The organism is Streptococcus sp. STR1/CE/0325 (assembly GCF_055386095.1).
Map to the genome: position 1 here is coordinate 1255706 of NZ_AP045018.1, position 20363 is coordinate 1276068.

Consider the following 20363-nt stretch of genomic DNA (forward strand, 5'->3'; position numbering starts at 1 on the left):
CTTCCTCCTTGTCTTTACCTCCTTATTCGTAATCAAGAGGCAAAAAATAAGAAAGAAGCGCCTTTTTTTCATCCGACGTTAAGGAACGATAAGCACCAAGAGGTAGCCCATTATCCAAGTCAAAAGGACCAAAACGCGTCCGTTTCAAAGTCATCACCTTGACCCCATAAGCTAAAAACATCTTTTTCACCTGATGAAAATGCCCTTCAGATAAGGTCACAAGAGCCGTACTAGTCTTAGCAGAACACGATAAAATCTCAATATCAGCTGGCTTACAAACCTGACCATCTAGGAAAACCACCCCTTGCCTAAAAAACGGCACCACATCATCAGCTAAAGGCCCATTAACCTTGACCCAATAAGTCTTTTTGACATGAAAAGTGGGGTGAAGCATCCGATAACCTAAGGGACCATTGGTCGTGAGAAGAACCAAACCTTGAGTATTTCTATCTAGCCTTCCAACCGCATAAAGACCTTCGCGCTCTCCTTGAGCCACCAGATCAATCACCGTCTGGTGAGTTTTATCATGACTCGCTGTCACCACCCCACTTGGTTTATGCAGTAAAAAATAGCGTTCCGTGTAGCCGGTCACTTGTCGTCCATTGACACGAATGTCCTGCAAACCAGTATCCACCATCTGCGCCAAAGAAAGAGGCAGACTACCATCAATCGTAATCTGCCTAGCCTTAAACAAGGCTTTGACATCTCTTCTAGAGCCAAAACCTGCTTCTCTTAAAAGATGATCCAACCGCATGCTTACAAAAGGCTCCCTGCTGCTTGGTCAACGATGAGAACCACATCATCGTGTTCTTGCAGAATACTAGCTGGTAAATCAGGTGTCACTGAACCGTTAACAGCCCCAGCAACTGCCTCTGCTTTTTCTTGACCATAAGCCATTAAAATAATACTTTTTGCTGCCATAATCGAAGCAATTCCCATAGAAAGCGCTTGTTTTGGCACTTGCGAAGCGTCCTCAAAAAAGCGGGCATTGGCCTTGATCGTGCTGTCTTCTAGGTCCACCACATGTGTCCTGCTTTCAAAAGAAGTCCCTGGCTCATTAAAACCGATATGACCATTTTGTCCAATCCCCAAAACCTGAACATCAATAGGATGGGCTTCCAATAACTGGTTGTACCGCTCAACTTCTTCATCAAGGTTTTCTGCCACACCATTTGGAAGATAGCTCTTGGCAAATGGTTTGTACTGGAACAAATGCTCCTTCATAAAGTAAGCATAAGACTGCGGATCTTCTGCCGTCAAACCAACATACTCATCCAAATTCAAGCTTGTCAACTCAGAAAAATCTAAGTCAGACGCAACGATTTCTTGATACAAGGTTAGAGGCGTGCTGCCTGTTGCCAATCCTAAAACCTTAGCACCTTCTTGCAAACGCTCTTTTAAGACAGCAAAGGCAACCTTTCCTCCTTCTTTTTGATCAGCGACTTGAATGATTTTCATTTGCTCTTCTCCTTTTGGTCTATACCGATTTTTCTTAAGTATAGCAAGTTTTACGCAAATTGTCAATCGATATTTTTACTTTTTACACGATTTTTTATAAGTGAATTGTGAAAAAAATAATTTTTGAAATTTTATTGACTATTCTTTATAAAGTTGCTAGAATAGAGTTAGAAAGCGTTAACATTTTAGGAGGAAATACCATGACTTTTTACACCAGTACTGCTGAAGGGCCTATTCAATTTTTTAATATTTATGATTTGTAAAAAATGGCACAGCAAGTTATTCCAAAAGGAGCTTTTGGTTATATTGCAAGTGGGGCAGGCGACACCTTTACCCTAAACGAAAACATCCGATCCTTCAATCACAAGCTCATCATTCCCCAATGCCTACGCGATGTGGAAAATCCAAATACAGAAACCGAGATTTATGGCGATAAAATCGCCTCTCCCATCATCATGGCACCTGTCGCAGCGCACAAGTTAGCCAATGTCCAAGGAGAGATTGCAAGTGCTAAAGGCGTTGGAGAGTTTAATACCATCTACACCATTAGTTCTTATTCTTCAGTGGATCTCCCTGACGTCACCAAGGCGCTTAATGGGGCACCAGAATGGTTCCAATTCTATTTTAGTAAAGATGATGGGATTAATCGCAATATCATGGACCGCGTCAAAGAACAAGGCATCAAAGCCATTGTTCTCACCGCTGATGCAACCGTTGGGGGAAACCGTGAAACAGATGCACGAAACGGCTACGTCTTTCCAGTTGGCATGCCAATCGTTGAAGAATATCTGCCTAACGGTGCTGGTCAGACCATGGACTTTGTTTATCGTTCTGCCAAGCAAAAACTCTCTCCTCGTGACGTTGAGTTTATCGCTTCTTACTCTGGTCTTCCTATCTATGTAAAAGGTCCTCAATGCAAAGAAGATGTCAAAATTGCCCTTGATGCTGGGGCATCTGGTATCTGGGTAACCAACCACGGTGGTCGTCAACTAGATGGTGGCCCTGCTGCCTTTGACTCTCTTCAAGAAGTGGCAGAAGCCGTTGACAAACGTGTACCGATTGTCTTTGACTCTGGTGTGCGTCGTGGTCAGCATGTCTTTAAGGCGATTGCTTCTGGAGCTGACTTGGTGGCTATTGGTCGCCCTGCTATCTATGGTCTTGCGCTCGGTGGTAGTGTTGGGGTTCGCCAAGTCTTTGAAAAATTGAACGACGAACTCAAGATGGTTATGCAACTAGCAAGAACCCAAACCATTAAGGATGTCAAAAATACAGAACTCAGACATAATCCTTACGACCCAACCTTCCCATTTGAAGCAAGTCCTTTAAAACTCTACTAAGAAACAGCTATACAAAAAAGCAGTTGAGCTCAAACTCCACTGCTTTTTAAATCATCTCTTCATTCTTGATCTCTTGCAACAATTTTTCTTCCTCGGCACTCAAGCTGTAATGTTCTAACAAGTCTGGGCGGCGTAGGTAAGTCTTTTTTAGTGCTTCTTTCAAACGCCAGATACGGATATTTTCATGATGACCGCTCATAAGAACATCTGGCACCACCATTCCCCGATAGTCATAGGGTCTGGTGTATTGTGGATATTCCAGTAAACCAGAAGAAAAACTATCGTCTTGATGGCTAACTTCCTTACCAATAACCTCTGGGATCAAGCGAACGGTCGCATCCACCATGGTCATGGCAGCTAGCTCTCCTCCTGTCAAGACAAAATCACCTAGGGAAATCTCGTCCGTGACCAGCGTCTTAATCCGCTCATCATAGCCTTCATAGTGACCACAAATAAAGATCAACTGCTCTTCCTTGGCCAATTCTTCAGCATAGGCCTGGTCAAAAGTCCGACCAGCTGGGTCTAGCAAAATCACACGAGGATTGGTCTTTGGCAGGGCATCAAAGGCATCAAAAATCGGCTGAGCCCGAAGAAGCATACCTTGCCCACCACCGTAGGGCTCATCATCGACATGCCTCGCTTTTTCCGCATAATCCCTAAAATTGTGATAATGGATGGAGAGTAAGCCCTTATCAACAGCCTTTCCAACAATGGAATGCTCCAGTGGCGCAAACATTTCAGGAAAGAGGGTTAAAATATCAATCCTCATCATCCAATCCTTCCAAGAGCTCCACTTCGACTCGTGAGTCCGCTAGATTGACAGACAAGATAACAGATGGGATATAAGGCAAGAGCAAATCTCGTTTGCCTTTTCTTGCCACGACCCAGACATCGTTGGCACCCGGTTGCAGGATTTCCTTGACCTCTCCGATATATGTCTCCCCTTCATAAACAGGAAGACCGATAATCTCATGGTAGTAAAATTCATCTTCTGGCAGCTCTGCCAGAGCTTCTTCTGCCACCTTGAGTTCACAGCCCTTGTACTGCTCCACCTCATTGATATGAGAGAGTCCCTTAAACTTGACAATATCAAAGTTTTTGTGCTTTCTGTGGCTAGCGATTTCCACCTGTCTGATCAACTCATCTTTGGGACTAAAAATAGCTAACTGACTTCCTTTTTTGAAACGCTCCTCGGTAAAATCGGTCACACTGAGAACACGCAATTCCCCTTGCAGCCCTTGAGTATTAACGATTTTCCCCACGTTAAAATAATTCATCTGATTTCCTAGCCTTTCCTATGGTAAAAAAAGTAGCAACCAAGGTCACTACTTTTCATCAATTACAATTCTAACTTTTTTTCCTTGAGTTGGCACAGAATAGACAATCGACCTTATCGCTGTAATCGTGCGACCCTTTTTACCAATCACACGCCCAATGTCTTCGGGATCCAAGTTCAAATGATACTCCAAAAACTCAGGAGTATCCTCTATTCGTATTGTCAACTGATCGGGATGTGAAATCAAGGGTTTCACAATAGCGATAATGAGATTTTCAATCGTGTCCATAGGCTTTTATTATTTTGAGAATTTTTGATCGTGGAATTTCTTCATCACACCAGCTTTTGAAAGGATGCTGCGAACAGTGTCAGATGGTTGCGCACCTTTAGACAACCAGTCAAGAACGCGGTCTTCTTTAAGGGTCACTTGGTTTTCAGCTACAAGTGGGTTGTAAGTTCCAACGGTTTCGATGAAACGTCCATCACGTGGTGCACGTGAATCTGCAACGTTGATACGGTAGAAAGGTTTCTTTTTAGAACCCATACGAGTTAAACGGATTTTTACTGCCATTTTTCTAATCTCTTTTCTGTTATAAATTGATTTTAAGAACAATCACTCATTCTTACGTTTTCTAGTATATCACAGTGAAAAAAAGGTGTCAAGTTTTTTTCTTGACACTCTTTTATTTTATTCGTAGCGAAGGGCTTCGATCGGATCTAACTTGCTAGCTCGGTTGGCAGGTAAGATTCCAAAGACAGCTCCCACCCCTACTGAAAAAGCAATCGCAACTAGGACGGTTTTTAAATCAAGGGTTGGTTTTCCAATATAATCCACCAAGGCTGGGATGCTTCCTAAGAGGAGAGTCACAAGGAAGGCCAAAACCAGACCAATCAGTCCACCAATCAAAGTCAAGACCATGGACTCAATCAAGAATTGAGAAAGAATATTGCGTCTGGTTGCGCCAAGCGCCTTTCTAAGCCCAATCTCGCGGGTCCGCTCGGTCACAGACACCAACATGATATTCATCACCCCGATACCACCGACAAAGAGAGAAATCCCTCCGATAATACCGATAACAGTGGTTACCACACCGATTTGTGTATTGGCTTGTGCCACGATTTCATCAATTTCCAAGGCAGTGAATTTTCCGACTTGAGGTTTGGTCAACTCAGTCAGTTGCTTAGCCACTTCTTTTCCGACACGCGCTGAATCCTCAACATTTGGAATATGCACATAAATGCCTTGCACCTCATCTGCTCCAAACTCAGCAGAGAGCTGGGTATTGGACATGAGAGCTGCTCCATTAGCATCGGAAGCCGTCTTAACAGCGCCTTCTTCGGTATAAACACCGATGACCCGATATTTTTTATCTCCAACATCAATCACCTTATTGACCGCTGCCTCGTTAGAGGAAAAGAGATTTTTAGCCAAGGTTTTATCAATCATGATAACCCGAGCAAACTGACTCATATCGTTCTCATTGATAGAACGGCCTGCCAAGATTTTTAGTTTTTTGACTTCAAAATAGGTGCTGTTGGCACCCGTGATGGCGACCTGCTTTGCTTTTTTATTTTCATAAGCCAAAGTCTCTGGCAAAGAGTTGGTCACATAATAGCCAGAAGCTCCTGGCGTTGAGCGAACAATCTGCTCCACCCAAGCCTCTCTGACCTCTGGTGCTTTTGGAGCATTGTCATCAACCGTAAAAGGACTATCAGTCGTTGTATAGTAAACTGGCAAGTCATGCTGTAACTCCAAGGCTTGATCGCCCACATAACGACTCAAACCAGCCCCCAAGGCCATGATAACCGCTACGGCAGCGACCCCCATGATAACACCTAGCATCGTGAGAAAAGAGCGCATCTTATGACTAAGGACAGATCCTATGGCAAATTTCCAGTTTTGCATCCTTCCCCTCCTAATCTATCCGAACGCTATCAGTCGTATCAAGGGTAATTTCCCCGTCACGAATGACAATTTTTCTCGTAGCATAATCGGCAATCTCAGGCTCGTGAGTCACCATGATGATGGTTTTTCCTTCGCGGTTAAGCTGGGTCAAAAACTCCATAATCTGGTTTCCTGTCTTGGTATCAAGCGCCCCTGTTGGCTCATCAGCTAAAATGATGGATGGGTTGTTGACCAAGGCACGTGCAATCGCTACGCGTTGTTTTTGTCCTCCTGAGAGTTCAGACGGCAGATGGTTCATCCTGTCTTTTAGCTCCACTTTTTCAAGAAATTTCTCTGCTAGTTTTTTACGCTTTCCAGCTCCCATGCCAGCATAGATAAGGGGCAACTCCACATTATCCTTAGCACTGAGCTTTGAAAGGAGGAAAAATTGTTGAAAGACAAAGCCGATCTCTTCATTTCGGACATGAGCAAGATCTGTTTCAGACAGTTCTGAAACAGAGGTGCCATCAAGAATATAGTGTCCTTCGGTTGGTCGATCTAGTAAGCCAATAATGTTCATGAGAGTGGATTTTCCTGAACCAGAAGGCCCCATGATAGCAAGAAACTCCCCATCATAAACACTCAAGTCTATGCCTTTTAAGACGCGCAATTCCTCGTCTCCATTGTGATAAGACTTGACAATCCCTTTTAGGCTCATCAATTCTTTACCTGTACTCGTCATACCTTATCTCCTTCTAGGATTTGTCGGCTACGGTGTGATCCAATTTTTCACCATTTTTTAGATCCTTGCTTGGATTGGTGATGACTTCTTGCCCTTGATGAAGACCAGAGGTGATTTCTTGATGGCTACCATCAGCATTGGCGGTTGCCACTTCCATCTTGGTTACCTTATTGTTTGCTTTATCAAAGACCCAAACATAGTGTTTGCCTTTTTCGTTAACCACCGCTGAGATAGGAACTGTGACACTCTTTCTGTCATTGACGACTTCAACAGACACACTAAAGCCTTGTTTGAGGGCACCTGGATCTCCTGTGATGTCCACACGATATTCGTAGCTGGCTGTTTTGCCGCTATTGTCCTGACCTGCGGTATCTCTTTCTTTTGGATAGTTAGAGATGTAGGAAATGACACCATCCCATTCTTTTTTAGGAAAAACCTTGGACTTAATCTTGACCTTTTGACCGACCTTTAAGGTAGCTAGGTCATACTCACTCAAGGTTCCTTTGATTTGTAATTGACCTTCACTGGTCACATGAACAAGGGTTTGGCTGGTCTTGGAGGATGGATCAATATTACGATTGACCTCAACCACGGTTCCTGAAACATCACTCAAAACGGCGGTTTCGTTCAAGACTTCTTGGGCTTTGTCCACATTGCCTTGGGCATCGGCGTAGGCATCGTTGAGATCTTGGAGTTGATCACTATAAGTGCCTCCTGTGTTAATCGGGGTGGAGAGTCCACCTTCGTCATCTGAACCTAAATTAGCTGACGGCAATTTGCCATAGGTTTGCAGGTAGTTAATCTGACGCCCAACCTTGTTGAGATTGCGGACAGCTGCATCATAATCCGCTTGTGCCTTGGTGATGTCGTATTGGACCAGCTGGTCTCCTTCTGAAACCTCATCGCCAATAGAAACCGTGACATTGGCGCTGTTACCTTTGGTCGCATCATAGTAAACATACTGCTCAGAAAGGGCGCTAACAGATCCTGATAAGAGGGTCGAAGAGGCTAGTGAACCCTCTTTGGCACTAGCAACCTTATAAATCGCTTCACTTTTTCCTTGGCTGGCATAAATCAAGCCACCAATTCCCAAAATGACGACCGTTCCAACACCAGCAATCGCCATTTTTTTCTTATTGGACAGTTCCAATTTCCTACGTTTTCTTGACATACTATCTCCTCGCTCTCCAGCTTGTGTTGTTTTTGTGATACAATTTTACCATTTGTTGATTTGACTGTCAAGCTATTGTCAAAAAAAGAGAGTGGGAAAGAACTCGGTCATTTTGGAGTCTTCGATTCTTCCCTACTCTCTTATTTTTAGGATCGCGCTAATCTTTTTGAAAAAACTTTTTATTGAACTTTAACGCCAACCTTATTCAGCCTTTTCACTCAGGTATTCATAACGGTCATACTTGGCAAGAAGGCTATCATTAGCGACATCTAGACGCTTTTGCAAATCTCCCAAGGCCACGTAGTCCTCTGATTTTTCGAGCATTTCTTGTTCGATCGCTGCGATTTCATTTTCAAGGTTTTCGATTTCTTCTTCGATAGTTTCCCATTCTTTTTTCTCTTGATAGGTCAGGCGAACCTTTTCAGTTTTCACTTTGGTTTCTTTAGATTTAGGATTTTCTTTGACCTCTAGGCTGGCTTTTTCCAAAAAGGCCTTTTCATCCAAATAATCCGTGTAATTGCCAAAGAAAATAGTAATGCCACCATTCTCAAAAGCGAGAATCTTCCTTGCCACCTTATCCAGAAAATAACGGTCATGGCTAACAGTGATAACAGGTCCAGCAAACTCTTCTAAAAACTGCTCCAATACCGTCAAGGTCGCAATATCCAAGTCATTGGTTGGCTCGTCTAACAGCAAGACATTGGGCTGGGTCAAAAGGAGCTTGAGTAGGTAGAGGCGTTTTTTCTCTCCTCCTGAGAGCTTGCTAATGAGCGTGCCGTGTGTGGATCTTGGAAATAAAAATTGCTCCAACAGATTGGTCACGCTGACTGTCCCTTGGCTGGTTTTACTTTCTTCTGCCACTTCTTGCAGGTAATTGATGACCCGCTTATCCTCACCCATGTCCTTGATAGCTTGAGAAAAGTAGGCAATCTTGACCGTTTCGCCGATAGAAACCTCACCCTTAGTGGGCTGCAAGTCTCCATTGATGAGGTTGAGCAGGGTTGACTTACCAACACCATTATCCCCAACGATGCCGATACGATCCTTGTTTTGGATGAGAAAATCAAAATCCTTTAAAATCAAACGTTCCCCATAAGCAAAGCTCACATCCTTAAACTCAATGACTTTTTTCCCGATCCGCTGACTATCAAACTGAATGGACAATTCTTCCTTGGTCTGTGTTTGAGAAAGGTCCTGCTTCAAACCATGAAAACGATTGATTCGTGCTTCTTGCTTGGTCGCCCGTGCTTGAGGTTGCCTTCTCATCCATTCTAGCTCTTGCTTATAGAGCTGTTGTTTCTTATGAAGGCTGGCTAAATCACGTGCTTCCTGCTCGGATTTGAGACGGACATAATCTTGGTAATTGCCCTGGTATTCTGTCAAACGTGCCTGAGCCAGCTCAAACATCCGTGTTGCGACTTGATCGAGAAAATAGCGATCATGCGTGATGAAAAGAACGGTCTGCTTGCTACTTTTGAGATAGTTGGTCAACCAAGCGATGGTGCCAATGTCCAAATGGTTGGTCGGCTCGTCTAAGAGCAATAAATCCGCCTCTGATAGGAGGACCTGAGCCAGTTGGACCCGTCTGCGCAAGCCTCCAGAGAGCTTACCGACCGGCTGCAAGAGATCCTCGATCCCTAGTTTTGACAAAACAGTCTTGACCTGACTTTCAATACTCCAAGCATCTAAAGCGTCCAGACGCGCCATGAGCTTCTCAAGTTTGGCTTGATCTTTTTCTTGATAGTGGCTCATGAGGTGTTCGTAATCGCGAATCACTCTCATCTCTTCTAAATCACTGGATAAAACAGTGTCTAGTACGCTTTTCTCATCATCAAAATCTGGTTCTTGGGACAAATAAGCGATACGGTAATCCTTAGCCTTGATAAAGGGCGAGCGGTCCCCGTCAAAACCTGTCCTTTCGGACAAAACATCTAAAAGTGTGGTTTTTCCTGTCCCATTGACCCCGATGAGTCCAATCCGGTCTAAGTCATGAATCAAAAAGGAAATATCCCGAAAAACCGTCTTATCCCCAACCGTTTTGGTTAAGCCTTCTACGATAAAATCACCCATTGGCTCTTTCTCCTTCAACTGCTTTTAAAATAGTTTCGCGATCATTGACGAGATGCCCCTCTACCACCTGATCCTCAATCCAGTTTAAGATCCGACCTAGTTCAGGACCAGCTGAAAGCTGCAACTCCCGCATCAAATCACCCCCATTGACAGCCAAATCTTTCTTATCCTTGATGGTGAGCTCGGCTTCATAACGATAAATAGCAGGCACATCTGTCGGTAAATTTTGGGCACTTCTAAGCCGCTCCACCACCTCTAGGGCGGTTTTGCCATAATCGTACACATCTCTCTTCGTTATCGAATGATGCAAGCGCCACTGATAAATCTCTACCAAACAGGCCACCTCTTTTTGAAATTGACTAGAGGTCTTCCAAGCCTTCAAAAAGGGCTTGACCGCACAGCCTAAGCAGACAATCAGATAAGCCCAAACCTCTTGTGAAGAGTCAAAAACAAAGTCATCTGGCAGTTGCGTTAATAGCTGATCTAAGGCTTTTTCTTGACCAGCTAGACCTGGGAGATAGCGATGTGCCTGACAGTCCAAAAGAGCTTTTAGCCCCTTTTTCCAGTGGGGGGCGCTCAAGAGCTTATCACACTCGATAAAGGAGCGCTCCACTGAAATTTTTTCCAAAAGGGGAGCATGAGTCCGCATAGCCGAAAAAGTCGCCTCCTCAATGGTAAAATCAAGGCTAGCCGCAAAACGAAGCCCCCGTAAAATCCGAAGAGCATCCTCGTTAAAACGCTCACTCGCTTCTCCCACAGCCCGCAAAATCCGGCGTTCAAGGTCAGCTAAGCCCTGAAAACGGTCAATCACTTCTCCCTTTTCATCCAAAGCTAGGGCATTGACCGTAAAGTCTCGACGTTTCAAATCCTCATCCAAAGAGCGCACAAAAGACACCTGACTAGGCCGCCTGTAATCCACATAAACATCTTCTGTCCGAAAGGTTGTGACCTCGTATTCCCCAAAGGGAGATAGGACCAAGATCGTCCCGTGCTCAATGCCGACATCAATGGTCCGCTCAAAAATAGCCTTAATCTCCTCAGGATAGGCACTGCTTGCGATATCCACATCATGGATGGGGCGCTCTAATAAAGCATCGCGCACGCTACCGCCGACAAAATAGGCATCAAATCCTGCTGTTTTAATCCGTTCTAAAATAGGCAAAGCCTTCTGAAATTCAGAAGGCAAGAATCTTAATTTCATGACTCAATCATCTCCGTTTTCAAAGACTGGTATGGTCGCAAGGGCAATCGCTCCCTCTCCCAAGTGGGTCGCAATCACACTGTTAAACGGTACAATCGCCAAGCGTTTGCTATCATAGCCTTGCTCAAGCAGTTGCTGGTACAAGGCTTGTGCTTTTTCTTTCGCTCTAGCCTCAATGATAAACACTTGCTGACCTTGTGCTGCTTTCTCTTCGATGGATTCCATCAAGCGCTTAACCGCTTTTTTCTCCGTTCTGACCTTGTCATACACTTCGATGACACCATCATTGAAATATAAAATCGGCTTGATACTAAGAAGATTTCCCAAAAGGGCAGAGCCATTAGACAAACGTCCTCCCTTGACCAAGTGGTTGAGGTCATCCACCATGATAAAAGCATCCAACTGGTCAATCTGAATAGCCATTCTCTCCAAGATGGCCTCAAAATCAAGTCCAGCCTTAGCGCCTTCTAGCGCTGTCTTCACCAAGACACCGAGTGGGGCGCTGGTAATTTTGGTATCTGGAAAGGCAATGATCATCTGATCATAGTCTTCTGGCAGGTACTGGATATTCTGCCAAAAGCCAGAAATCCCACTGGACAAAAAGAGACCAATCACATGGGTATAGCCTTCTGCTACCAGCTTATCCAAAAGTTCTACCAAGGCAGCTAGACTAGGTTGGCTGGTCTTTGGTAGCGCTTTTTCTTGTTTCATGCGCTCATAAAAGCTATCCAAGGTTATGTCTTTTCCTTCAACAAAACTCTCTTGCCCAAAAACAATGGGAATATCTAATACAAAAAGCTGCTCTGCTTGCTTGATCTCGGCAGGGAGATAAGCAGAAGAATCCGTAATCACGGCTAATTTCATGGTTTAAAACTCCAAAGTTACGCCTGGACGGTCCAAGGCGATTTCTGTTACTTCATAGGTCAAACGCTGCAACATATCAAGGAGGGGCGCAGCAAGACCTTGCACTTCTTCTTGAGAAAATTCGCTAGGTTGATTGACGATTCGGTTTTTAATATGGTTCATCTGAGAGATGACACCAGACAAGACAAACTCGTCTTTGACGACCATAAATTGTAAAACTGCTACAATTGAGGTTTGGTTTTGTTCTTCGTTTTGCTCAATCAACTGAAAGGTCACTTCTGCACTGGTTTCTGGTGTGCCATTTTCCTTTTCCCATTCTAGGTTCCTAGCATCGTAATGGTATTGATTTAAAAAGACTTGTTCACGTACTAATTCCATGATGTTCTCCTTGTTTCTTACAGTCCTTTTCAGTATATCATATTCTTGCCATTTAGTAAAAAGAAGGCTAGAAATCAACTAGAATTTTTTAGGGTGTCTCTCTACAATTTCTGGATGCGCCTCTAAAAGCGCACGCCCTTCTTTGGTCAACTGATAGCCCCTAAGTTCAAATCGTTGTGCCAACTCTTCTTCGCTAAAATTCACAAGCATGGCTTGATCCAAATCCGCACGCTTCATCTTAGATAAACCACTCACTCCTTTTTCCTTGAGCCAGTCTTTTAGCTGACCGGCTGGAAGATGAGACAGCGAAGCAAAGGCACTTTCCTTTTGAACGTAACCTTTTGCTATCAGCTCCTCTAAAATATCTTCTGCCTTAACCCCATAGCTGGTGGCAAAATACTTGTGGTGAGGGGATGCACTCGTGTAGGTGCCAAACTGGATGCGCCAAAGCATAATGATATGACCGGGAAGAAAGCCTTCTACTGTGCGTTCCATAGCCCACTTAGGGATAGGTTTTCTCAGTAATTCTGTCTGATATTTCTCTGCAATATAGGGCATTTCAGCATGATGTTGATAAACAGTTTCAATGGTTTTCATGGGCTTATTATAGCAAAAATTTTGACAAAAAGAAAGGAAGGAAAATCAGCTAAATCCCATTTCCCTCACCAAAATAAACTCCAAATCAAAACCAAATGAATCAAGAAACGCACCAAATGATGGCTGAGATGAAGAGGTTCTTGACTGCGCTTTCGTACCACATAGAGGATAAGGGACAAAAAGACAAGCAAAACCGTCATAGCAACCTTAATCCAGAAAAAACTACCAAAAAGATGACAAATTGACAAAAGAAACAAGACAAATGCGACTGCAAAGATTATCGCATTCGGTGAGGAAATAGCGCCTGACCTCACTTGAAATCCTCTTTCCCTTTTTAATTGAGCAATCGCTGCCAAAAGCACCACTAGAGTATATAAGACTAAGACATAAGCCATAACAAACCTCCTTTTCTCCTAGTTTATTCCTTTTATAAAAAAAATCAAGCCTTTCATTTGCAATTTTCTGTTTTTTATTAGCTTGAATTTCTATCCTCACTTCTCTAAAGACCCCTGCCACTAAAAATGGTATAATAGACGATGGTAGATTTGAACAGATTAAGACATCCATTACCCTATAACACAAAGGAAAACCAAGGAATATGAGTATTACAAAAGAATTTGACACAATTGCAGCTATTTCGACCCCTCTTGGTGAGGGGGCGATTGGGATTGTTCGCCTATCTGGGAGTGAGGCGATTACACTCGCCAACCAGATTTTTAAGGGCAAGGATCTTGACAATGTTCCCTCCCATACCATTCACTACGGTCATATCATGGATAAGGGACAAGTCGTTGATGAGGTTATGGTGACTGTCATGAAAGAGCCAAAAACCTTTACACGCGAGCATATCGTTGAGATCAACACCCACGGTGGTCTGGCAGTGACCAATGAAATCTTGCAACTGGTCCTAAAGACTGGTGCGAGATTAGCCGAGCCTGGCGAGTTTACCAAACGTGCCTTTTTAAATGGGCGAATCGACCTGACGCAAGCAGAAGCCGTTATGGACTTGATTCGCGCGAAGACCGACAAGGCGATGGCTAATGCTATCGGTCAACTAGAAGGATCCCTTTCCCAGCTCATCAATAGCATTAGAGATGAAATCCTAGCCACGCTAGCTCAGGTCGAAGTCAATATCGACTATCCCGAATACGATGATGTCGAGGAGATGACCACTGCCCTCCTGAGGGAAAAAACCGAGAGTTTCGAACAGCTCCTACGCCAACTCCTCAAGACTGCTAAACAAGGCAAAATCCTGCGTGAAGGTCTAGCGACTGCCATCATTGGACGCCCCAATGTTGGAAAATCTAGTCTTTTAAATAACCTCCTCCAAGAAGATAAGGCCATCGTGACGGATATTGCAGGCACCACGCGTGATGTCATCGAAGAATATGTGAACATCAATGGTCTACCACTCAAACTCATCGACACCGCAGGCATCCGTGAGACCGATGATATTGTTGAGCAAATCGGTGTGGAGCGCTCTAAAAAAGCCCTTGAAGAAGCAGATTTGGTCCTCCTTGTTCTCAATAGCTCCGAAACACTGACCGAACAAGATCGCAGACTCCTCGACCTCAGCAAGGATACGCCCCGCTTGGTCCTTCTCAACAAGACCGACTTGCCTCAGCGCATCGAAACAGACCAAATCCCCCAAGATGCTATCCCTATCTCCGCTCTGACAAATCAAAACATGGATCAGTTGGAAGTACGCATCAACCAACTCTTTTTTGAGCAAGCCCAACAGCTGGAACAAGATGCCACCTACCTCTCCAACGCGCGTCATATCAGCTTGATTGAACAGGCACTTGAGAGCCTACAAGCCGTCAATGACGGTCTGGCTCTTGGCATGCCTGTGGATCTCTTGCAAATTGACCTGACCAGAACTTGGGAAATTCTAGGGGAAATCACAGGAGATGCCGCTCCTGATGAACTCATCACCCAACTCTTTAGTCAGTTCTGTCTAGGAAAATAAAAAGTATCAGCTTAAAAGCTGATACTTTTTTGTACTCATCAAGGACGATCAATACTCCGGCTTAAATCAAGATATTGATTAGCATCTTGGATGACTTGATTGACCTTATGTTCTAAGCCAGAAAGGGCACCTTGACCAAGATAGAGACGCTTGGGTGCTTGTGGCCTTTGAGCCACTTCAAGAATAGCTTTGGCCACGAGCTTGGGATCGCCACTTTGGTTGTGGTTAAGACGCTCTAAACTCTCCATAGTCGCTTGGACCACTTGATAATCTGGAATCTCTTTTTCAGGACGCTTCATCGAACTTTGGTCTAAAAAGTCGGTTCTCACCCCGCCCGGGCAGATGGCTGTCACCTGGATACCAAAGGGAGCAACCTCATCACTCAGCGCCTCACTCATCATGATAACGGCAGCCTTGGTCGCTGAGTAGATGCCTTGTGTGGGACCTGTCACGGTTCCTGAAATGGAGGCTAAATTGATGATATGCCCCGACTTTTGGGCTCGCATCTGGGGCAAGACGGCCTGTGTCATCTGTAAGAGACCAAAGACATTGACATCAAAATTAGCTCTGACCTCCGCCATGGAGAAGGCCTCCAAGGCACCTAAAATGGCGTAACCTGCATTATTGACTAGAACATCAATGCGAGAAAATCGTTCCAAGGTCGCTTCCACCGCAGCTTGAATACTGGCTTCGTCAAAAGTCATGGATAGGGCTAAAAAGTCAGCTTGCTTATCGGGTAAGTGCTGGGCGACTTTTTCAGTCAAGGCCTCATGATTTCGGCTGGTCGCAGCTACCTGATAGCCTGCCTTTAGGGCTTCAATCAACAAATCAAAGCCGATTCCCTTTGAAGCCCCTGTCACCATCAAAACACCTTTAGTCATCTGTCTTTTCTCCGTTTTCTGTCATCAAATCTTCAACCAAATCAGCAATCCTAGGCAAATCGTTGATGATTTCAATCCCTGTATTGACTGAAATGATACCATTTTCCACGTCACCTTCTAGCATGCCCTTGCGAGTGCCTCCATGCTCTTTGATAAGAGCCATGCTATCAGTCTTACTCATTCCTTTTTCGTAATCTTTTGCCAAACGTTGGGACAGGCTGTTATTCAAAGAACGCTGGTTGCGTGCCACCAAGAGGACATCTGAATTTTTCGCTTCCAGTAGGGCAGCTTTGACCTCTGGTGCTAGTCTGGATTCCTGTGTGAGCAAAAAGCGTGTGCCAATATAAACACCACTAGCCCCAAGGGCAAAGGACGCCTTGACCCCTCGGCGATCATTGATTCCACCTGCTGCCAGAACAGGAATCGATACTGCATCTACCATGGCTGGCACAATGGTAAAGGTCCCGATATGACGGTCTGGAATAATGCCACCCTCATCATAACCTGTCGCCACTAAAAGGTCTGCACCCAATGCTTCTGCTTCTTTCATATTGTCTGATGTAGCATCTAATGGACGATGAATGATGATGCCATCCTGCGCTTTGATGCGCTCAAACACCTCAGCATCCGCCTCACCAACTGTCGCAAAATAGCGGACACCCTCTGCAAAAGCGGCTTCTAAGAGCGCCTCACTAAAGGGATTAATGGGAAGTAAAATATTGATACCAAAGTTTTTATCGGTCAATTCCTTGGTCTTTTTAATCTCCTCTCGCATAGCGGTGTAGCTTTCTTCTACGGACAAGAGGTCAAACTGACCTGCATTGGGTCCTAAAATCCCAAGACCTCCTGCATTGGAAACAGCTGCTACCATCTTGGCATCGGTCAACCAGTTCATCGGTCCTTGGATGAGGGGATATTTTGTTCCTAAAATTTCTGTTACACGTTTACTTTGATTCATCATCAGGTCTCCTTTTTATACTGTTCTATCTTGTAAGAGAGGGATAATCACTTGATAGGCTTCTTGCAAAATCTTCTCTCCCTCTTTCGTTAAGGCTAGCTGAGTTTCTCGCTTATCCTCTTGACATGTCACTCGGCGAATCACCCCACAGCTGGTCTCAAATCGCACCAACATTCTTGAGGTCGCACTCAGACTAAGACCAATGTCCTCACTCAAATCACTAATGCGAAGTCGCTTTCCTGCTCGGCTACTAAGGGCGTGAAGGGCGTAAAATTCATTCAAGCTGATGCCGTTTGAGACCTGCTTGAGAGCACTTTCCATCTGTTGGATAAGCTCTTTTTCCCTACGCCTTCTTTCTAGCCAATCATCTACCATGTCTTGCATAAGGCTCTCCTTTTTAAAATTGCTTGCACAAGCAATTATATAGCTAGTATAATCTTTTCACTACCCCTTGTCAAGAAAAAACTCCCCTTCATAACCCAAAGAAAAAGGCTAAAGGGGAGATGACAGTTCTTAGTGACCAGTATTACCAAGAAGATTCATCAATAAAACACCAATGATGATCAAGATAAGCCCGATAATGCTGTAAAGATTAATCGTTTCCTTAAAGATAAAGACCGCAATAGCTGCGGTCAATACTAGACCTAAACCAGACCAAGTCGCATAAGCGACACCTAAAGGAATGGTCTTTAATGATAAGGAGAGAAAATAAAAACAAATCCCAAAAGAAACCAAGGCACCAAAGGTTGGTAGAGGCTTAGAAAAGCCATCTGACACTTTAATCATATTGGTCCCAAATAGTTCGCCTATAATAGCTAAAATCAAATAAAGATAAGACATTTTACTCTTCCTTCTAAACTTTTATTTCAACAAAGATGTGGAATGCACCATACGGTTATCTCGTTCTGGATAGATGAAATCCATAGCACGGTTAATCGCAAGAGGAGCTTCGCCAAAACCAGTCGCAATCAAATCAGCCCTGCCCTCATAAAAGGCGCTATCTCCAATCGCATACACACCCGCTTGACTGGTTTCAAGATAGCGATTAACTAAGACACTAGAGCGCTTGGTATCTAAGTTCCAGTGTTTCAAGTGTTTGTGGTTGGTGGAAAAACCAAAACTCACAATCAAGGCATCAAAGAACAGATCCTGCGTCTCCTCTGATTTGACCTTTTTGACCCGCAGTCCTTTAAGTTGATCCTGCTCTTCTAAAAATGTCAAAGGCAGATAGGGGGTTAAGATCTGAACCTTAGATGCTTCTAGTTGAGCGACACTATGCTCATGCGCTCGAAAAGCCTCTCTGCGGTGGACCAAAGTCACAGACTTTGCCACATTCACCAGACTATTTGCCCAGTCCACTGCTGAATCCCCGCCGCCACAGATAACCACGTCTTGATTTCTGAAACGTTCCAACTGGGGCACATGATAAAAAATAGTCTCTTGATGATGCTTGTCTTCCCCTTCTAGCCCGAGCGGTCTAGGCGCAAAAGCCCCATTGCCACAAGCTAGGACAATAGCTTTTGAAAAATGTTGACCACGATTAGTGTTTAATCTAAATACCTTCCCCTCACGTTCAAAGGTTTCGAGAGTCTCTCCCAAACAAATGGTGGTCGTAGCGTCAAAACGTGAAAGTTGCTCAATGAGATTTTCCGTCAAATTCTTTCCTGAAATAGCTGGAAAGCCCGGGATATCATAGATGAGCTTTTCTGGGTATAAAATCGCAGGCTGTCCGCCCAGCTCATCCAAAGATTCGATGATCTTGACCGATAAGCTTCTCAAGCCCGCATAAAAAGCTGCAAAAAGCCCGATAGGTCCCCCTCCAATAATCGTAATATCATATACTTTTTCGTCTGTCATATCTTCTCTTCTTTCCATACCTATTCATCTTTGATCAGACCATTAGAAAATAAAAAAGCCTAGGCAGGCTCTCTGGTGTCAAAATGCCGATTGCAGGGCTCGAACCTGTGACCTACGCGTTACGAGTGCGTTGCTCTACCAACTGAGCTAAATCGGCTTTTCGAAACTATTATACCATATTGGGCGTTAAAGTCAATCTTTTTTAGGATTTCTCACACAAAAAGAGACCAGCTGAACCAGTCTCTCATTCGATTAAGCTTCTTTATGGAATGGAAGCTCTTCACCGATAGCTTCTAGACGTTTTGCCCACTCTTCACGGCTAAGACCGTGTTCTGCGACGTAGCGATTGCGCTCATGGGCACGGCACTCTTTTGAGCAACCACGGACGTATTTATCTTCATTTTCTTCTGAAGTGAAGAATTGACGGTTACAAAATGGGTTGGCACAATTCACATAGCGATCACACGGAGTTCCGTCGTACCAGTCTTTTCCGATAACGCTTGGATCGACATGGTTAATGTCAACAGAAATACGGTCATCAAAGACGTACATTTTTCCTTCCCAAAGTTCACCACGGACTTCTGGATCTTTGCCGTAAGTCGCGATACCACCGTGTAGTTGACCTACATCCTTGTAGCCTTCACGCACCATCCAACCAGAGAATTTTTCACAGCGTACACCACCGGTACAGTAAACGACCACGCGCTTGTCCATGAATTTTTCTTTGTTGTCACGCACCCATTGTGGCAACTCACGGAAGTTGCGGATGTCAGGGCGAATCGCTCCTTTAAAGTGACCGAGGTCGTACTCGTAGTCGTTACGGGTATCAAGAACAACCGTATCTTCATCCAAGAGGGCTTCCTTGAATTGTTTTGGTGAGAGATACTCACCTGTCAACTCAAGTGGATTGACGTCATTATCAAAATCATTATCTTCTAAACCAAGGTGAACGATTTCTTTCTTGTAGCGTACAAACATCTTGCGGAAGGCTTGATGATCTTCTTCGTCAATTTTGAACCAAAGGTCACTAAAACGAGGATCGCTATGCACCCAGTCCATGTATTTTTGAGTGGTTTCGTAGTCTCCTGAAACAGTACCGTTAATCCCTTCATCTGCGATGAGGATGCGTCCTTTTAGACCGATGGACTTACAAAAAGCCAAGTGTTTTTTGGCATATTCTTCTGCGTTCTCAATCGGAACATACTTATAATAAAGCAATACTCTAATTTTTTCTGACATGGTCTTTCTCCAATCTTTGCAATAGATTTGATTTTCTCAATCACCTTTATTTTACTATTTTAAGCCCAAAATAGCAAAGGTTTTTTGGTGATTTTAAGACAAATATAGACCGCTTTCACTCAAAATGTGGTAAAATGAAAACCAGCGACAAGCTAGAAAGGACTCCTATGCATTACGAATTTGCCTTAGAATACGGCACCTATCCGATTAAAGAAGAAACAGCTGATCCCTTGCTCTTTGCGCCTTATGTCATCCCTGATTTTTTGGACAAAGATGACGCATTAAAAAAGAAACTCGAAGAGATGAATCAACTCTTTCACAGTCTCTTTTTGAGTCTGGAATCTCAAGCCCACTACATTGGTCATGAATTTCCAGAACGCATTGAAACCATCAGAAGGCTCTACCAAGAAACCAGCCAAACCCTAACCACCAAGTATCCGCAACTGGATATCACTGTGGAACCCTTTTTGCTCTAATGAA

23 protein-coding genes, 1 tRNA gene and 1 pseudogene are annotated in these 20363 nt (G+C 44.1%); 3 read left to right on the top strand and 22 right to left on the bottom strand.

The window, feature by feature from the left end; all coding sequences use genetic code 11:
- Positions 1-22: 22 nt before the first annotated feature.
- Complete coding sequence (locus ACZ49W_RS06145) at positions 23-754, bottom strand: pseudouridine synthase (protein ID WP_464814436.1); 732 nt, start codon at positions 752-754, stop codon at positions 23-25.
- Positions 755-756: 2 nt separating this feature from the next.
- Positions 757-1458: a glucosamine-6-phosphate deaminase gene (gene nagB, locus ACZ49W_RS06150; RefSeq protein WP_464814437.1), complete on the bottom strand. Its 702-nt coding sequence runs from the start codon at positions 1456-1458 to the stop codon at positions 757-759.
- 200 nt (positions 1459-1658) lie between these two features.
- On the opposite strand from nagB, the pseudogene lctO reads away from it, so the two are divergent.
- A pseudogene (lctO, locus tag ACZ49W_RS06155) lies at positions 1659-2795 on the top strand (L-lactate oxidase).
- Positions 2796-2841: 46 nt separating this feature from the next.
- Here lctO and trmD read toward each other — a convergent pair.
- The 13 genes from trmD to ACZ49W_RS06220 all read right to left on the bottom strand — a co-directional run bounded on the left by trmD (position 2842) and on the right by ACZ49W_RS06220 (position 13374).
- The gene (trmD, locus tag ACZ49W_RS06160) at positions 2842-3564 is read right to left on the bottom strand and encodes a tRNA (guanosine(37)-N1)-methyltransferase TrmD (RefSeq protein WP_464814970.1); all 723 of its coding nucleotides are present in this window, start codon (positions 3562-3564) and stop codon (positions 2842-2844) included.
- On the bottom strand, positions 3554-4072 hold the full coding sequence (rimM, locus tag ACZ49W_RS06165) for a ribosome maturation factor RimM (RefSeq protein WP_464814438.1): 519 nt from the start codon (positions 4070-4072) through the stop codon (positions 3554-3556). Before rimM ends, trmD begins: the two co-directional genes overlap by 11 nt.
- Before the next feature lie 48 nt (positions 4073-4120).
- Positions 4121-4360 carry a KH domain-containing protein gene (locus tag ACZ49W_RS06170; RefSeq protein ID WP_464814439.1) on the bottom strand — a complete coding sequence of 80 codons (240 nt, stop codon included), beginning with the start codon at positions 4358-4360 and terminating at the stop codon, positions 4121-4123.
- Positions 4361-4369: 9 nt separating this feature from the next.
- Complete coding sequence (gene rpsP, locus ACZ49W_RS06175) at positions 4370-4642, bottom strand: 30S ribosomal protein S16 (RefSeq protein WP_464814440.1); 273 nt, start codon at positions 4640-4642, stop codon at positions 4370-4372.
- Between the two features lie 117 nt (positions 4643-4759).
- Positions 4760-5977 (bottom strand): ABC transporter permease, encoded by a 1218-nt coding sequence (locus tag ACZ49W_RS06180; protein ID WP_464814441.1) that lies wholly within the window; start codon positions 5975-5977, stop codon positions 4760-4762.
- Positions 5978-5987: 10 nt separating this feature from the next.
- Positions 5988-6698, bottom strand: a complete 711-nt coding sequence (locus ACZ49W_RS06185; RefSeq protein WP_464814442.1) for an ABC transporter ATP-binding protein — start codon at positions 6696-6698, stop codon at positions 5988-5990.
- A 13-nt stretch (positions 6699-6711) separates the two neighbouring features.
- Positions 6712-7869 (bottom strand): efflux RND transporter periplasmic adaptor subunit, encoded by a 1158-nt coding sequence (locus tag ACZ49W_RS06190; protein ID WP_464814443.1) that lies wholly within the window; start codon positions 7867-7869, stop codon positions 6712-6714.
- A 201-nt stretch (positions 7870-8070) separates the two neighbouring features.
- A complete protein-coding gene (locus ACZ49W_RS06195; RefSeq protein ID WP_464814444.1) occupies positions 8071-9939 on the bottom strand; it encodes an ABC-F family ATP-binding cassette domain-containing protein in 1869 nt (622 codons plus the stop codon).
- Positions 9932-11140: a CCA tRNA nucleotidyltransferase gene (locus ACZ49W_RS06200; protein ID WP_464814445.1), complete on the bottom strand. Its 1209-nt coding sequence runs from the start codon at positions 11138-11140 to the stop codon at positions 9932-9934. The genes ACZ49W_RS06195 and ACZ49W_RS06200 overlap by 8 nt, the downstream gene beginning before the upstream one ends.
- A gap of 3 nt (positions 11141-11143) precedes the next feature.
- Complete coding sequence (locus ACZ49W_RS06205) at positions 11144-12004, bottom strand: DegV family protein (protein WP_464814446.1); 861 nt, start codon at positions 12002-12004, stop codon at positions 11144-11146.
- Positions 12005-12007: 3 nt separating this feature from the next.
- Positions 12008-12382 carry a DUF1149 family protein gene (locus tag ACZ49W_RS06210; protein ID WP_464814447.1) on the bottom strand — a complete coding sequence of 125 codons (375 nt, stop codon included), beginning with the start codon at positions 12380-12382 and terminating at the stop codon, positions 12008-12010.
- A gap of 78 nt (positions 12383-12460) precedes the next feature.
- Positions 12461-12979, bottom strand: coding sequence for a hypothetical protein (locus ACZ49W_RS06215; RefSeq protein WP_464814448.1), 519 nt, complete (start codon positions 12977-12979; stop codon positions 12461-12463).
- Positions 12980-13044: 65 nt separating this feature from the next.
- Positions 13045-13374, bottom strand: a complete 330-nt coding sequence (locus ACZ49W_RS06220) for a hypothetical protein (protein WP_464814449.1) — start codon at positions 13372-13374, stop codon at positions 13045-13047.
- Between the two features lie 203 nt (positions 13375-13577).
- On the opposite strand from ACZ49W_RS06220, the gene mnmE reads away from it, so the two are divergent.
- The gene (mnmE, locus tag ACZ49W_RS06225) at positions 13578-14948 is read left to right on the top strand and encodes a tRNA uridine-5-carboxymethylaminomethyl(34) synthesis GTPase MnmE (RefSeq protein ID WP_464814450.1); all 1371 of its coding nucleotides are present in this window, start codon (positions 13578-13580) and stop codon (positions 14946-14948) included.
- 38 nt (positions 14949-14986) lie between these two features.
- Here the strand turns inward: mnmE and ACZ49W_RS06230 are convergent, their stop codons facing one another.
- The 7 genes from ACZ49W_RS06230 to trhO all read right to left on the bottom strand — a co-directional run bounded on the left by ACZ49W_RS06230 (position 14987) and on the right by trhO (position 19883).
- Positions 14987-15829 carry an SDR family NAD(P)-dependent oxidoreductase gene (locus ACZ49W_RS06230; protein ID WP_464814451.1) on the bottom strand — a complete coding sequence of 281 codons (843 nt, stop codon included), beginning with the start codon at positions 15827-15829 and terminating at the stop codon, positions 14987-14989.
- On the bottom strand, positions 15822-16787 hold the full coding sequence (locus ACZ49W_RS06235; RefSeq protein ID WP_464814452.1) for an NAD(P)H-dependent flavin oxidoreductase: 966 nt from the start codon (positions 16785-16787) through the stop codon (positions 15822-15824). Before ACZ49W_RS06235 ends, ACZ49W_RS06230 begins: the two co-directional genes overlap by 8 nt.
- A 15-nt stretch (positions 16788-16802) precedes the next feature.
- On the bottom strand, positions 16803-17171 hold the full coding sequence (locus ACZ49W_RS06240) for a MarR family transcriptional regulator (protein WP_464814453.1): 369 nt from the start codon (positions 17169-17171) through the stop codon (positions 16803-16805).
- 129 nt (positions 17172-17300) lie between these two features.
- Entirely contained in the window at positions 17301-17627 is a 327-nt protein-coding gene (locus ACZ49W_RS06245) for a DMT family transporter (RefSeq protein ID WP_464814454.1), read from the bottom strand.
- Between the two features lie 21 nt (positions 17628-17648).
- Positions 17649-18662, bottom strand: a complete 1014-nt coding sequence (locus ACZ49W_RS06250; protein WP_464814455.1) for an NAD(P)/FAD-dependent oxidoreductase — start codon at positions 18660-18662, stop codon at positions 17649-17651.
- A 66-nt stretch (positions 18663-18728) separates the two neighbouring features.
- Positions 18729-18801, bottom strand: a tRNA-Thr gene (locus ACZ49W_RS06255).
- A gap of 95 nt (positions 18802-18896) precedes the next feature.
- A complete protein-coding gene (trhO, locus tag ACZ49W_RS06260) occupies positions 18897-19883 on the bottom strand; it encodes an oxygen-dependent tRNA uridine(34) hydroxylase TrhO (RefSeq protein ID WP_464814456.1) in 987 nt (328 codons plus the stop codon).
- A 167-nt stretch (positions 19884-20050) separates the two neighbouring features.
- On the opposite strand from trhO, the gene ACZ49W_RS06265 reads away from it, so the two are divergent.
- Positions 20051-20359, top strand: coding sequence for a hypothetical protein (locus tag ACZ49W_RS06265; RefSeq protein WP_464814457.1), 309 nt, complete (start codon positions 20051-20053; stop codon positions 20357-20359).
- Positions 20360-20363: the final 4 nt, after the last annotated feature.

What these genes read in the sequence shown, in the direction of transcription:
- ACZ49W_RS06145 (WP_464814436.1), bottom strand. Translation starts at nt 754, where the DNA reads ATGCGGTTGGATCATCTTTTAAGAGAAGCAGGTTTTGGCTCTAGAAGA.
- nagB (WP_464814437.1), bottom strand. Translation starts at nt 1,458, where the DNA reads ATGAAAATCATTCAAGTCGCTGATCAAAAAGAAGGAGGAAAGGTTGCC.
- trmD (WP_464814970.1), bottom strand. Translation starts at nt 3,564, where the DNA reads ATGAGGATTGATATTTTAACCCTCTTTCCTGAAATGTTTGCGCCACTG.
- rimM (WP_464814438.1), bottom strand. Translation starts at nt 4,072, where the DNA reads ATGAATTATTTTAACGTGGGGAAAATCGTTAATACTCAAGGGCTGCAA.
- ACZ49W_RS06170 (WP_464814439.1), bottom strand. Translation starts at nt 4,360, where the DNA reads ATGGACACGATTGAAAATCTCATTATCGCTATTGTGAAACCCTTGATT.
- rpsP (WP_464814440.1), bottom strand. Translation starts at nt 4,642, where the DNA reads ATGGCAGTAAAAATCCGTTTAACTCGTATGGGTTCTAAAAAGAAACCT.
- ACZ49W_RS06180 (WP_464814441.1), bottom strand. Translation starts at nt 5,977, where the DNA reads ATGCAAAACTGGAAATTTGCCATAGGATCTGTCCTTAGTCATAAGATG.
- ACZ49W_RS06185 (WP_464814442.1), bottom strand. Translation starts at nt 6,698, where the DNA reads ATGACGAGTACAGGTAAAGAATTGATGAGCCTAAAAGGGATTGTCAAG.
- ACZ49W_RS06190 (WP_464814443.1), bottom strand. Translation starts at nt 7,869, where the DNA reads ATGTCAAGAAAACGTAGGAAATTGGAACTGTCCAATAAGAAAAAAATG.
- ACZ49W_RS06195 (WP_464814444.1), bottom strand. Translation starts at nt 9,939, where the DNA reads ATGGGTGATTTTATCGTAGAAGGCTTAACCAAAACGGTTGGGGATAAG.
- ACZ49W_RS06200 (WP_464814445.1), bottom strand. Translation starts at nt 11,140, where the DNA reads ATGAAATTAAGATTCTTGCCTTCTGAATTTCAGAAGGCTTTGCCTATT.
- ACZ49W_RS06205 (WP_464814446.1), bottom strand. Translation starts at nt 12,004, where the DNA reads ATGAAATTAGCCGTGATTACGGATTCTTCTGCTTATCTCCCTGCCGAG.
- ACZ49W_RS06210 (WP_464814447.1), bottom strand. Translation starts at nt 12,382, where the DNA reads ATGGAATTAGTACGTGAACAAGTCTTTTTAAATCAATACCATTACGAT.
- ACZ49W_RS06215 (WP_464814448.1), bottom strand. Translation starts at nt 12,979, where the DNA reads ATGAAAACCATTGAAACTGTTTATCAACATCATGCTGAAATGCCCTAT.
- ACZ49W_RS06220 (WP_464814449.1), bottom strand. Translation starts at nt 13,374, where the DNA reads ATGGCTTATGTCTTAGTCTTATATACTCTAGTGGTGCTTTTGGCAGCG.
- mnmE (WP_464814450.1), top strand. Translation starts at nt 13,578, where the DNA reads ATGAGTATTACAAAAGAATTTGACACAATTGCAGCTATTTCGACCCCT.
- ACZ49W_RS06230 (WP_464814451.1), bottom strand. Translation starts at nt 15,829, where the DNA reads ATGACTAAAGGTGTTTTGATGGTGACAGGGGCTTCAAAGGGAATCGGC.
- ACZ49W_RS06235 (WP_464814452.1), bottom strand. Translation starts at nt 16,787, where the DNA reads ATGAATCAAAGTAAACGTGTAACAGAAATTTTAGGAACAAAATATCCC.
- ACZ49W_RS06240 (WP_464814453.1), bottom strand. Translation starts at nt 17,171, where the DNA reads ATGCAAGACATGGTAGATGATTGGCTAGAAAGAAGGCGTAGGGAAAAA.
- ACZ49W_RS06245 (WP_464814454.1), bottom strand. Translation starts at nt 17,627, where the DNA reads ATGTCTTATCTTTATTTGATTTTAGCTATTATAGGCGAACTATTTGGG.
- ACZ49W_RS06250 (WP_464814455.1), bottom strand. Translation starts at nt 18,662, where the DNA reads ATGGAAAGAAGAGAAGATATGACAGACGAAAAAGTATATGATATTACG.
- trhO (WP_464814456.1), bottom strand. Translation starts at nt 19,883, where the DNA reads ATGTCAGAAAAAATTAGAGTATTGCTTTATTATAAGTATGTTCCGATT.
- ACZ49W_RS06265 (WP_464814457.1), top strand. Translation starts at nt 20,051, where the DNA reads ATGCATTACGAATTTGCCTTAGAATACGGCACCTATCCGATTAAAGAA.